Source organism: Coprobacter fastidiosus (genome assembly GCF_030296935.1).
Classification (GTDB): domain Bacteria; phylum Bacteroidota; class Bacteroidia; order Bacteroidales; family Coprobacteraceae; genus Coprobacter; species Coprobacter fastidiosus.
In genome coordinates this window covers 2,065,831-2,078,076 of sequence record NZ_AP028032.1, presented here as the reverse complement: position 1 = coordinate 2,078,076, position 12,246 = coordinate 2,065,831, and the positions used below count along the sequence as shown (strand labels likewise).

Sequence of the window (12,246 nt, the reverse complement as noted above, 5' to 3'; positions counted from 1 at the left end):
AATGTGATTGAGCCGAATTATCTTTTTTTCAGCCATCCGGGAATGACACATACACCTATGGCTAAATAGAGGTAATAGGTGATGATTCGCCATATAAACGCGATAACCAATGCCGTTCCTGCAATAGGAAAGAAGTCTGCGTAGTATTGGCTGAACATGTATTCGCTGAACCCGCTTCCTCCAGGAGTCGGACTTACGGTCATGACGATCCACAAGATAAATTGTCTGCCGAATGCCAATAGTTGTTTTCCGGTAACAGGAGAAAATGCAAGAAGCAATGCATTCACAACGAGGAAACGAGATGTCCAAGAAAAAACCGTAGCTCCGAATGCCGAAATCCAAAAAGAAAAGGGCTTTTTCCCTATCGCATGGGAACTAACGACCAGATTGTCTCCCAGTTCGGAGACTTGCTTTCCCCATCGTTTGAGCATCCTAATCTTGAATATTTTGTTTAATGAGTCTCGTATCCATTCGGGTTTTTTGAAAAGCCCTGTGTATAATATCAGTGTCCAGCTCACTATTAGCATATAGACGAGAAAAAACAGATTCATAATACTTTTAGACAGGATTGTCGTTGTACCGAAAAGTTCGGGTATAGAGATGCTGATTAAAATTATCGGGATGGCAATTACGAAAAACAACTCGTCTAAAAACAGGCTGGCGAACATCATTGCCGTACTGCGTCCGGCGTTGATCCCTTCTTTGTTGAGAAATACGACGATGAGGCTGCTGCCTCCTACTGCAGAAGGTGTGACTGCCGATGTGAATTCGCAAAGGATATTGACTCGTATTGCCTGCCACCAACTCAACGTATTTCCCGATATTTTACGATAACGCCAAATCAATCCGGCATCTCTTCCCAGCATAAATATAACAGCAATAGCGACAAATGTTGTTGTTTTGAGGGAAAAAGATACATGGGTAAAAATGTGTGGATCAAACTCCTTCCAAAATAAATAACATATCACTGTCAGTCCGATAAGTACCGGTAATAGGATATAAGCAACGGTTTGTAGCGGTTTTGTTCGTATATCAGTTATTTCAGGCATAGCGTTTTAGTAAAGATTTATATCGGTCTTGTACTTCTTCTGCTACATTTTCCCATGATCGGGCTATCGTATTGGATGCTGCTATTCCTGTCTGACGCACCTTTTCCGGGGATTGTATGAGGTAGGTTAATTTTTGTGCAAATTCTGAAACAGATTGCCCCGATAAAAATCCGTTTTGCATGTCTTTGACGATTTCGGCAGAGGTTGCTCCCGATAGTAATAACGACGGAGTTTGCATTGAAGCAGCTTCTCTGACGACCAAAGGTGCATTGTCATACAATGAGGGGAATAAGAAGAGATCGGCGGCGGCATAGTATCGCTTTAATTGTTCTCTGTCGGTGAGATTCCCTACAAACTTGATTTTATTGGTTAGTTTAAGGCTTTTAACTTGTTCATGTAATTCTTTTTCGGCATATCCTGATCCGATGAAAAACATTTTAAAAGGCTTTTCTCTTATAAGTGATAGTGCATCAATGATCAATTCGGGATTTTTTTCTTTGATATGCTGCCCGACGAAAAGAAACATTAGTTCTTGATCGGTAATGTTTAATTCTTTTCGCATATCGGATTTTAGAGTCAAAATGTTTGCCGATCCTGAAAATTCGGTTCCGTTGTCCACTATTTCTACTTTCCCTTTATATCCGTACTCCCGTATTGTGTCTTCTACGGCAGCTTGGGGTATCCATACTTCGTCTGCTGCTTCGTAAAAACGGATTATCTTACGGATGAGTAGGGCCAAAAGAGTTTTATTAGGGATAATTCTTTTGAAATCATCCCGGTATTTTGAATGAAAAGTTGCAATTATAGGTATATGCTGGCTATGGGCTATGCGCATGGCCAGTTCTCCCGAAGAAAAAGGACAGTGAGCGTGTACTAAGGAGAAAGGCTTTTGGCAAATATGCTCATAAAAAGGCAGGTCGATACGGGGAAATCCTAATCTATAAGGCTTTCTCATAGGTATCGGGATAGAAGTATAACTATATATCGGGTATTTTTCTGTGTATTGAGTTCCCGGTATTTTAGGTGTTACGACACATACATTTTCATTTTTTTGATTCAGCCAGTAAGCATAATTTTTGACGGTAAGAGATACTCCGTCCATAATTGGCGGGAATCCATCATTAAAAAGTCCGATCAATCGTTTATCCATATCAATTCATTAGTCTATGCTAAATAAACAATGAAATGTTACGATCGTTTAACGAAAGGGTGACAATTTAAAGACTGTTTATAGTTAGACAGCTATTTTAGATAAAGAACATGAGAATTACTTGTGCGATAATTACCCGTAAAAACATACATAACGGATATACCGTGGCGTATGAAACAGCGGGATTATCTCCCGGGATAGTATCATTTGCATAATTCAGAGCCATTGGATTCGCCATGCTGCCGCACATCATTCCGGCTACCGATCCGAAATCGAGCTTGGTAATGCGCAAAGCAATTAATGCAACGATGATTACCGGGATAAACGTAATAGCGAATCCGAGAAGTATCCATATTAATCCTTCCGGACGGATTACCGTTTCGAAAAAATGTTGTCCGGCATCCAGTCCCAGACATGCCAGATACATAGATAATCCTAATGCTCGTAACATCAAGTTAGCGCTGCGGGTGGTATAAGTGATCATGTGTAAACGTGGTCCGAAACTTCCGATAAGGATTCCTATAACGATAGGGCCTCCGGCTATCCCCAGTTTTACGGGTGTACTTATACCCGGAATCGAGAATGGTATAGCCCCGAGAGCTAAGCCCAATACGATTCCGATAAATACAGAGATCAGATTAGGTTCGTTTAAACTTTTGACAGCATTCCCCAGAACTTTTTCTACATTTTGTATGGCGGCTGCTTCGCCTATGACCGTCAGTCGGTCTCCCATTTGCAATATAAGATCCGGAGTGGCTAACAATTGTACTCCCGAACGATATACCCTACTGATATTTATACCGTAATGATTTCGTAATCGTAAAGAGCTAAGTCGTTTTCCGTTAATTTCAGGACGGGTTACGACGATTCTTTGAGAAATGAGCTGACTGTCGATGGCATTCCAGTCTATATCTTCTTTATTCCAGTCTTTATTTTCGTGCTCTCCGAAAAGAACCGTGAGTGCATCGACATCTTTTTCGGAAGTGATAACGAGTAAACGGTCTTTTGCTTCCAGTTTCTTTTCAGATGTGGGAATGCTCACTTTGCCATCTCTCCAAAGTCGGGAAATAACGAATTTTTTTTGACTGAGAGATGCTGCTTCTCGTATGCTTTTTCCTATAATGCCGGGGTTGTTGACTTGGAACTCTGCAATATATACCGGTTTTTTCTTATCTTTCTCTTGTTCGGGAATATCCGAAGCCCGTGTAAATATTTTTCGTGTGGCGAATATTGCGAGAATTACGCCTAAGACACCTAAAGGATAGGTGACCGCACAACTTAGTGCCGGAGAATTAGAAGGCAACCCCATTTGCTTCAAAGTTTGTTGCGCTGCTCCTAAAGCCGGAGTATTGGTTGTTGCACCGCATAGGATACCTACCATGTCGGGTAGAGAAATACCACAAGTGAGATGGAAAATTACCGTCATGATAGTACCAATGAACACGACACCCAGAGCGAGAGCATTGAGAGTAATTCCTCCTTTTCGGAATAATCCGAAAAAACCCGGACCGACTTGCAGGCCTAAGGCATATACAAAGACGATGAGTCCGAAACTTTCTGCATAGTTGAGCATTTGCGGATCAACGGTTATTCCGATATGTCCTGCCATAATTCCGATGAAAAAGACGAATGTCACACCTAAGGAAATGCCGGCTATACGGATTTTCCCTAATGCCAATCCTATGGCGGATATTAAAGATACGACAATAACGGCTTGCATTGCCGAATGTTCGGAAAATAGACTATATAACCAATTCATCATCTTTCTGCTTTTAGGCAAGAGTTTGCAAAGATAGGAACAAAATCTTTGCTTTTATATAGAAATTCCGTTTAAAAAAGGAAATAGTTTTTCCCGTAGATTGTCTTCTGGACATACTTGACATACTTGAAAACCTGCTTGTCGTGCACCGTCAATGTTTTCTGTTTTGTCGTCTAAAAATAATGATTCGGCAGGATTTACTTTTGTGTCGTCGATTACTCTCTTATAAAATTCCGCATCGGGTTTTGACGCTCCTATTTCGTAAGAGAAATATAGCTTATCGAAATAATCGTCTATGGTGAGCCCGTTTTCCCGGAACAGATATTTTCTTGTGTATTCGATGTGGGTTATATTCGTGTTGCTAACCATATAAATAGGGAAATCCTCTTTTAAAGTGCGAAGAATTTTTAGTTTATAAGCCGGGATCGTTTGTATGATCTTGTTCCATGCTTGTCGTATCTCTTCATCTGATATCTCTATGCTCAAAAAGATTCTTAATTGGTCGAAGAAATCTTTTTCTTCTGTTTGCCCGTTTTCAAAATCTCTGAGAATTTTATGGAAATTCTCAGAATTAAAGGCCTCGGGAATAGTCGCACCGAATTTACAGAATGCTTCGATTGTTCCGTTAAAGTCTAAATCGACTAAGACTCCTCCGAAATCGAAAAAAAATTGTTTTACCGGTATCATAATGGAATTAATATTTGAAACTGCTACCTCCTAAAAATTCTCGTAATAAAGATGTCGGAGGAATTTCATGTTCGTTAAGAGGTAAAAAGAAATCCAGAAACTTGAGTAAGCGGTTTGCTTCTCCATATTCTGTACAATCTCTGGGGACGGCGTTCAGAATAGGCATTGCTCTCCGTTTTAAAACAGCGAGTTCGAATAATAGCGATGAATTGAACATGGCATCGGCATTTTCCTGGTAAGGAAAAATCCATTTTTCTTCACCTCTGCGCACGCTCGGCCAGCGGGCTATTGTACTTTGTGCCGTGCTTCCTCGATATTTTGCATCTCTGATGATGCGACGCAATAGCCGATTGTCTGTTGTCGGAACCCAGTTATGGTCATCTATGGATATAGACGTCAGTGCCGATACGTATATCTTGAATTTTAATTTATCTTCGATTTGAGGGGTTAAATCCGGATTTAAAGCATGAATACCTTCTAATATAAGAACTTCCGATTCTTTTAATCTTAGTTTGTTTCCTCGATATATTTTTTTTCCTGTCTCAAAATTATAAGTAGGTAGGTCTATTTCTTCACCCTTTAAAAGTCTGTTGATGTCATTATTGAATAATTCCAGATCGAGGGCATATAAAGATTCGTAATCGTATTCTCCATTTTCATCGAGAGGGGTTTCTTCCCGTTCTACGAAATAGTTGTCCAAAGAAATGGTTACCGGACGTATCAAGTTTGTCATTAATTGTATTGCCAGCCGTTTTGAAAAAGTTGTTTTACCTGAAGATGACGGTCCTGATATTAAGATAATTCGTGCACCCTCTCCGTCTCGGTTACGTCTGGTTATTTCATCGGCGATATTGCTGATTTTCTTTTCATGTAAAGCTTCCGAAACTTTGATCAAATCTGTTGCCTGACGGTTCTCTATGGCGAGATTTAAATCACCGACGTTATTCAATCCGATAATGGAATTGAAATGTATATATTCTTTGAATGCTGCCAGCATTTTATCTTGCTTTACTACAGTGCCTAAAACCGAAGGATTTTCGGTTGAAGGGGGAACTAACAATAATCCACCGTCATATTTGATCAGATCAAATAAATTCAAGTATCCGGTGGAAGGAACCAGACAACTGTAATAATAGTCAATGAGATTGTCGAGTCTGTAAAAGGTCGTATATAAAGATTTTGAAGTTTCCAACAAGTCGACCTTATCCAACAGATTTTGTTCTTGGAAAAGTTTTATGGCATCGGATGTTTTACATTCGATTCGCTGGAAAGGCAGATTATCTGCTATGATTTTTCGCATTCGGGCTTTTATGCGATTGGTGGTCTCTTGAGAAATTTCTTGCCGGTTGTTGATTCCACAGAAATAACCTTTCGATATAGAGTGCTCGATCCGTAACCGAGCTCCGGGCATTACGTCTTCCAATGCTTTATAAAAGACAAAACAGAGAGAACGTACATACGTTCGCATACCGGATGGATGAGAAGCATCGATAAATTCTATATCTTTAGGACGAAATACTCGATAATCAAGATCCTCGGTTTTATTATTGACTCGTGCACAGAGCACTTGATATGGTAATTCTACTCCTGATTGACCGTATATTTGAAGCAGAGAATCACCTTCGTTTATTTCAAGAATTTGGTCAGTGTTTTTACAGTGGACCAGCACTTTATTACTCATAGTTTATTTGTTATAGTATGTTTGATTTGCAACAGAGATTGAATAAATATTACATTCTCAAGAAAATTCAATGATCTACTCTGTCGTAAATTCTCTTATTTTTTTTATTTTTGCCTCAAATTTGCATTTAGCTATTATGCACGCTAAATATATTATATTCTTGCGGATTAAACAAAATATCAAATAAAGTAAATCGAAATGGAGTACACATTTTTTGACTTTTTGACGCTTATTGGCTCATTGGGTTTATTCTTGTACGGGATGAAAGTTATGAGTGAAGGGCTTCAAAAAGTGGCAGGAGACCGGTTGAGAGGAATTCTTACTGCGATGACGACCAATCGGGTGACCGGTGTGCTTACCGGAGTGTTAATTACCGCTCTTATACAATCTTCTTCCGCAACGACGGTGATGGTTGTCAGTTTTGTAAATGCAGGCTTACTTTCTTTGACACAGTCGGTGTCGGTTATTATGGGTGCCAATGTGGGTACTACCGTAACGGCGTGGATAATTTCTATTTTTGGCTTTAAGGTAAACATCAGTTTATTCGCTATTCCATTGATCGGTTTAGCGATTCCTTTTATTTTTTCCGGAAATAGCCGGAGGAGATCTTGGGGCGAGTTTATTATCGGTTTCGCTTTTTTGTTTATGGGACTTGAGTTCCTTAAAAATTCGGTTCCTGACATTCAGAATAATCCGGAAATACTTTCGTTTCTTACCGAATACACCAATATGGGTTATTTGTCGGTATTGCTTTTTCTTTTGATCGGGACGATTGTTACTATTGTCGTTCAGTCTTCCAGTGCGACAATGGCAATTACTTTGATCATGTGCAGTAAGGGTTGGATTTCGTTCGATATAGCGGCTGCAATGGTTTTGGGAGAAAATATCGGAACGACTATTACGGCTAATCTTGCGGCTTTGTCGGCTAATGTTTCGGCAAAGCGTGCAGCTTTTGCGCACTTTATGTTTAATATTTTCGGAGTATGTTGGATGCTTATTCTCTTTTTCCCGTTTACTCATTTTATCGGTTTTTTGGTAAAAGAACTTACGGGAGGCTCTCCGACAGATCTGATGACTTTTATTCAGCACCATAGTCCTGCAGTCGTAAATCGTATTTCGGCTGAGAGCGCAGCCGGTTTATCTACTGATGAGTTGGCATTGCGGGCACAATATCAGGGAATGCAGGTTACGGTATCTTATGCTCTGTCTCTTTTTCATACAGTATTCAATATTTTCAATGTTTTGGTAATGATCTGGTTTGTAAACTTGTATGTAAAAATCGTTACGCGGGTTATTAAACTGAAACATAGTGATGATGAAGAGTTCCAACTTAAGTTCATCTCCAGCGGAATGCTTTCTACTTCGGAACTATCTCTTTTACAGGCGAAAAAGGAGATTGCTTTATATGGGCAGAGAACACAACGGATGTTTGGAATGGTAAAAGATTTGCTTCACGAGAAGGAGGGCAGCGAGACTTTTTCTAAAATATATAGTCGGATCGAAAAATATGAGAAGATCAGCGACAGGATGGAGTTGGAGATTGCTGCATATCTGAATCAGGTAGCAGACGGACGTTTGAGTTACGATGGAAAATTACAGGTAAGCGCGATGTTGACGATGACTACCGAAATAGAAAGTATCGGAGATAGTTGTTTCCATTTAGCCAGAACTGTGATTCGAAAGCAGGAAGCAAAAGTCGAATTTAATGAAGGTATAGAGAAAGATATAGATTTGATGTTCAAATTGGTAAGCGAAGCACTCGATAATATGAATATTATTCTTGATAAGAATGACATGGCAGAATCTGATTTGAATAAATCCTATAATAAGGAGATGGAAATTAATAATTTCCGGAATCAGCTCAGAATGGAGAATATTGAAAATATTAATTCTAAAAAATATGAATATCAGTCTGGCATTTATTTTATGGACATTATCTCGGAATGTGAGAAATTAGGGGATTATGTGGTTAATGTAGTCGAAGCCGTGAAAGAAAAAAGAAGAATGAACTAATCATAACTTGACTTGTATATAAAAAAAGACCGAAATATTTTACATTTCGGTCTTTTTTACTTTTTATTATTTTTTTAGTATCTCGATCAATTCTCTCATTCCTTCGGAAGCTCCTTTTCGAATAAAGTGGCTTACTCGTCCCGAAGGATCGTGAACATCATTTGGATCAATCAGGTATATGGGAACGTTTGCTCGGACATAATTCAACAGTCCTGCAGCCGGATATACGTTTAAAGAAGTTCCGATGATAACAAAAATGTCGGCTTCTGACACTAACTCTATTGCCGGTTCTATCATGGGGACAGCTTCTCCGAACCATACGATGTGCGGACGTAGTTGTCCTCCGTCCTCCGCCTTGTCTCCAAGGTGAATTTCACAATGTTCAGGAGTGAGTGTGTAAATTAGTTTTTCATTTCGTACCGAACGGACTTTCATGAGTTCTCCGTGTAAATGTATTACGTGAGAACTGCCTGCACGTTCGTGTAAATTATCAACATTTTGAGTGATAATATGTACTTCATAATCCGATTCCAGTTCTGCTAATTTTTTATGACCTGCATTGGGCTCGGATTTAATGAGGGTTTTTCGTAGTCCGTTATAAAAATCAAGAACTAGTTCTGGATTACGATACCAACCTTCAGGTGTCGCGACATCCTCGACGCGGTGGTTTTCCCAAAGTCCATTACTACTCCGAAATGTTGATAATCCGCTTTCGGCACTCATGCCGGCACCGGTTAATACGATCAGCTTTTTCATTTTAGATCTCTCTTTTTAGCATGATAACGTTTATTTTCTTAAAATATTTGTTCAACAAAATATGTCACCTGAGTGTTATACATTTTACTTTTAAACGATTATGCTGTTTATTAGTTGCAAATTTATGTTTTTTTTTAATAGAAAATAAAAGAACTATACAATAAAAACTCTATCTTCGCCCGGTAATTAAAAACCGGATGGAGATACGGGAGGTTAAGAAAACTTCCGTTAAAAACAACAATTATATATGGATAAATTAAGCTATGCACTGGGGCTGAGTATGGGTAACAATTTTAAAAGCTCAGGTATCCAGACTCTTTCGGTTACGGATTTTGCTAATGGAGTAAAAGCTGTATATGAAGGTGAGAAACCCGAAATGACTTATGACGAAGCAAAACAGGTGATTAATGATTTCTTTACGCAGATGCAGCGAGAAGTTAATGATCGTAACCGAGCAGAAGGAGAGGCATTTTTGGCTGAAAATAAAAAGAAATCCGGAGTGGTGGTTTTACCGAGCGGATTACAGTATGAAGTGTTGACCGAAGGTAAAGGAAAGAAACCTGCTGCAACAGATCGGGTACAATGCCATTATCATGGGACATTGATAAATGGAGAAGTGTTTGATAGTTCTATTGAACGAGGAGAACCTGCGGTTTTTGGTGTAAGTCAGGTAATACCGGGTTGGGTAGAGGCTTTGCAGTTGATGCCGGAAGGCTCTAAATGGAGGCTATTTATACCTTCTGATCTGGCCTATGGAGAGAATGGTGCGGGAGGCAAGATTGCCCCTAATTCTACTTTAATATTTGATGTTGAACTATTAAAAGTATTATAAATAATATCACAAACACAATGAAAAAAACAGTCTTATGTTCAGTCTTGGCTGCAGGTTTAGTAGCTATGGGACTTACTTCTTGTAATAAAAAAAGTGGTGCTGCTTTAGCAGACGGTGTGGACAGTCTCAGTTATGCTTTTGGTGTACTGAATGGTACAGATTTGGCTATGGGATTGAAGCAATATCCTAAAAAAGTGGATATAGATCAGTTCATCAGAGGTATGCAGTCTACCGTAAATTCGGACAGTGCGAAATTTTCTTATGAATTTGGAGCAGCTATCGGTTCGAATATGAAACAACAGATCGAACAGATGGGAAAACAAGGCATCGAGATGAATAAAGAAGAAATCTTGTCAGCATTATTTGCTACATTAAAAGAAGATTCTACTTTAATTTCAAGAGCTCAAGCTGAAGAAGTTTTCCGTAACGGAATGCAAGCTATACAACTAAAAAAACAAAAAGAAGAAGCTGAAAAGTTAGCGAATACTCCTGAAGCAAAAAAGAATAAAGCCGATGGGGAAGCTTTCTTGGCAAAAAAAGCAAAAGAAGCAGGTGTGCAAAAAACAGCTTCAGGTCTATTGTATAAAGTAATTAAAGAAGGTAAGGGTGAAAAACCTGTTGAAAATGATAAAGTAACCGTAAGCTATAAAGGTACTTTGATCGACGGTACTCAATTTGATGCCAGTGAGAAAGTTCCGATGTCTGTAGGACAATTGGTTCCGGGATTTAACGAAGCATTGATGTTGATGACTCCGGGTTCGAAATATGAAGTGTATATTCCTGCAGAATTGGCTTATGGAACAAATCCTAATCCTCGTATTCCGGTTAATTCTACATTGATTTTCGAAATCGAATTATTGAGTGTTGATAAATAAACTTCGATAATATAGGGTAAAAAAGAGGACTGAACGAAATGTTCGGTTCTCTTTTTCTTTTCAAAAATAAATTAGATAGTAATGTAATATTATGAGAACATTAAAATTTCTGTTGGTTACATTGTTGATAATTTCAGCAGTACCTGTACAAGCAAGGCGAAAGGCTTCTAAAAAACAGCAAAAGGAGCAGGTACAGTTACCGGCAAAGGTAGATAGTATCAGTTATGCTTTTGGTATAGATGCCGGGAACGGAATTAAGGCTGCATTTAAAGATATTAAAGAACGAAGTGACCTTGAGTTGAAGCCGGAAATTTTCGTACAGGCGTTCAATAATGTTTTATTGAATGATTCTGCAGTATTTACAAAAGAGGAAGCAGCCGATATTTTGAATAAATTCGGGGCGGAGATGCAGCGTATTGCCCGAGAAAAACAGAAGATTGCAGCAGAAAAGAACCTTGCGGAGGGAAAAGCCTTTTTGGCTGCCAAGGCGTCTGAGGTCGGTGTGCAGAAAACCGAGAGCGGATTATTGTATGTAGTAGAAAGGCAGGGAACAGGAGAAAAGCCGACTCTAAATGATAGAGTAAAAGTTCATTATACAGGAAAATTGATAAACGGGAAAAAATTTGATAGTTCTTATGACCGTCAACAGCCGCTCGAATTGTCTGTCGGAGGAGTTATTGCTGGTTGGCAAGAAGGTTTGCAGTTGATGCCGGTAGGATCTAAATATATTTTTTATATTCCGTCTGAGTTGGGATATGGAGAACGTGGAGCAGGAAAAGATATTCCAGCAAATTCGGCATTGATCTTTGAAGTCGAATTGCTTGAGATAATTCGTTAAAAGGGATAAATGTAGCACAATGAAAAAATGTAACTTTCTTTTTGCTGATTTCTTATAGTATTTCGAGGTTTATTCAATAATAAACCTTACTTTTGCTGTCAAAATGATTTATTATAGCTTTTGAATATGGAAAAGATAGATAACCTTGACAGGCAGATATTAGAAATTATTATGCGCAATGCGCGTATTCCGTCTAAGGATGTGGCCGCGGAATGCGGAGTTTCGCGAGCTGCGATTCATCAACGTATCCAGAGAATGATCGATATGAATGTGATTGTCGGTTCTGGATATCATGTAAACCCTAAAATACTTGGATATCGTACCTGCACTTATATTGGGGTAAGATTGGAAAAAGGTTCTATGTATAAGGATGTAGTTCCTGAATTGGAGAAAATTCCCGAAGTTGTGGAATGCCATTTTACAACCGGTCCATATACAATGTTGTGTAAACTTTATGCTCGTGATAATGAACATCTTATGGAATTATTGAATGGTCGCATTCAGGAGATTCCGGGGGTTACGGCTACCGAGACGTTGATTTCTTTGGAACAAAGTATGAATCGAGAGATTCCCATTCGAAAGAGGAATGAAGAATAAGGTATAATA

11 protein-coding genes are annotated in these 12,246 nt (G+C 39.0%); 5 read left to right on the top strand and 6 right to left on the bottom strand.

The window, feature by feature from the left end; all coding sequences use genetic code 11:
- Positions 1–17: 17 nt before the first annotated feature.
- The 5 genes from QUE35_RS08245 to QUE35_RS08225 form a co-directional block, all read right to left on the bottom strand.
- On the bottom strand, positions 18–1,049 hold the full coding sequence (locus QUE35_RS08245) for a lysylphosphatidylglycerol synthase transmembrane domain-containing protein (protein ID WP_022602955.1): 1,032 nt from the start codon (positions 1,047–1,049) through the stop codon (positions 18–20).
- Entirely contained in the window at positions 1,042–2,187 is a 1,146-nt protein-coding gene (locus QUE35_RS08240; RefSeq protein WP_031258936.1) for a glycosyltransferase, read from the bottom strand. Before QUE35_RS08240 ends, QUE35_RS08245 begins: the two co-directional genes overlap by 8 nt.
- A 109-nt stretch (positions 2,188–2,296) precedes the next feature.
- The gene (locus QUE35_RS08235; RefSeq protein ID WP_009318156.1) at positions 2,297–3,958 is read right to left on the bottom strand and encodes a putative transporter; all 1,662 of its coding nucleotides are present in this window, start codon (positions 3,956–3,958) and stop codon (positions 2,297–2,299) included.
- Between the two features lie 54 nt (positions 3,959–4,012).
- Positions 4,013–4,645 carry an HAD family hydrolase gene (locus QUE35_RS08230; RefSeq protein ID WP_022602960.1) on the bottom strand — a complete coding sequence of 211 codons (633 nt, stop codon included), beginning with the start codon at positions 4,643–4,645 and terminating at the stop codon, positions 4,013–4,015.
- 7 nt (positions 4,646–4,652) lie between these two features.
- The gene (locus QUE35_RS08225; protein ID WP_022602961.1) at positions 4,653–6,326 is read right to left on the bottom strand and encodes a nucleoside kinase; all 1,674 of its coding nucleotides are present in this window, start codon (positions 6,324–6,326) and stop codon (positions 4,653–4,655) included.
- 198 nt (positions 6,327–6,524) lie between these two features.
- Between QUE35_RS08225 and QUE35_RS08220 the strand changes: the two genes are divergently transcribed.
- Positions 6,525–8,339, top strand: a complete 1,815-nt coding sequence (locus QUE35_RS08220) for a Na/Pi cotransporter family protein (protein WP_031258937.1) — start codon at positions 6,525–6,527, stop codon at positions 8,337–8,339.
- Positions 8,340–8,405: 66 nt separating this feature from the next.
- On the opposite strand, the gene QUE35_RS08215 is transcribed toward QUE35_RS08220, so the two are convergent.
- The gene (locus QUE35_RS08215) at positions 8,406–9,095 is read right to left on the bottom strand and encodes an SIR2 family NAD-dependent protein deacylase (RefSeq protein ID WP_022602963.1); all 690 of its coding nucleotides are present in this window, start codon (positions 9,093–9,095) and stop codon (positions 8,406–8,408) included.
- 247 nt (positions 9,096–9,342) lie between these two features.
- Here QUE35_RS08215 and bamJ (QUE35_RS08210) point away from each other — a divergent pair, with 247 nt between their 5' ends.
- The 4 genes from bamJ (QUE35_RS08210) to QUE35_RS08195 all read left to right on the top strand — a co-directional run bounded on the left by bamJ (QUE35_RS08210) (position 9,343) and on the right by QUE35_RS08195 (position 12,237).
- Positions 9,343–9,927, top strand: coding sequence for a BamJ family beta-barrel-assembly machinery protein (gene bamJ, locus QUE35_RS08210; protein ID WP_009318149.1), 585 nt, complete (start codon positions 9,343–9,345; stop codon positions 9,925–9,927).
- A 17-nt stretch (positions 9,928–9,944) separates the two neighbouring features.
- Positions 9,945–10,802: an FKBP-type peptidyl-prolyl cis-trans isomerase gene (locus QUE35_RS08205; RefSeq protein WP_009318148.1), complete on the top strand. Its 858-nt coding sequence runs from the start codon at positions 9,945–9,947 to the stop codon at positions 10,800–10,802.
- 91 nt (positions 10,803–10,893) lie between these two features.
- A complete protein-coding gene (gene bamJ / locus QUE35_RS08200; protein WP_022602964.1) occupies positions 10,894–11,640 on the top strand; it encodes a BamJ family beta-barrel-assembly machinery protein in 747 nt (248 codons plus the stop codon).
- A 126-nt stretch (positions 11,641–11,766) separates the two neighbouring features.
- The gene (locus QUE35_RS08195; RefSeq protein WP_009318146.1) at positions 11,767–12,237 is read left to right on the top strand and encodes an Lrp/AsnC family transcriptional regulator; all 471 of its coding nucleotides are present in this window, start codon (positions 11,767–11,769) and stop codon (positions 12,235–12,237) included.
- Positions 12,238–12,246 lie beyond the last annotated feature (9 nt).

Excerpts from the sequence above, each read along its gene's own strand:
- bamJ (WP_022602964.1), top strand. The coding sequence starts at position 10,894 with ATGAGAACATTAAAATTTCTGTTGGTTACATTGTTGATAATTTCAGCA.
- bamJ (WP_009318149.1), top strand. The coding sequence starts at position 9,343 with ATGGATAAATTAAGCTATGCACTGGGGCTGAGTATGGGTAACAATTTT.
- QUE35_RS08225 (WP_022602961.1), bottom strand. The coding sequence starts at position 6,326 with ATGAGTAATAAAGTGCTGGTCCACTGTAAAAACACTGACCAAATTCTT.
- QUE35_RS08245 (WP_022602955.1), bottom strand. The coding sequence starts at position 1,049 with ATGCCTGAAATAACTGATATACGAACAAAACCGCTACAAACCGTTGCT.
- QUE35_RS08215 (WP_022602963.1), bottom strand. The coding sequence starts at position 9,095 with ATGAAAAAGCTGATCGTATTAACCGGTGCCGGCATGAGTGCCGAAAGC.
- QUE35_RS08195 (WP_009318146.1), top strand. The coding sequence starts at position 11,767 with ATGGAAAAGATAGATAACCTTGACAGGCAGATATTAGAAATTATTATG.
- QUE35_RS08230 (WP_022602960.1), bottom strand. The coding sequence starts at position 4,645 with ATGATACCGGTAAAACAATTTTTTTTCGATTTCGGAGGAGTCTTAGTC.
- QUE35_RS08235 (WP_009318156.1), bottom strand. The coding sequence starts at position 3,958 with ATGAATTGGTTATATAGTCTATTTTCCGAACATTCGGCAATGCAAGCC.
- QUE35_RS08205 (WP_009318148.1), top strand. The coding sequence starts at position 9,945 with ATGAAAAAAACAGTCTTATGTTCAGTCTTGGCTGCAGGTTTAGTAGCT.
- QUE35_RS08220 (WP_031258937.1), top strand. The coding sequence starts at position 6,525 with ATGGAGTACACATTTTTTGACTTTTTGACGCTTATTGGCTCATTGGGT.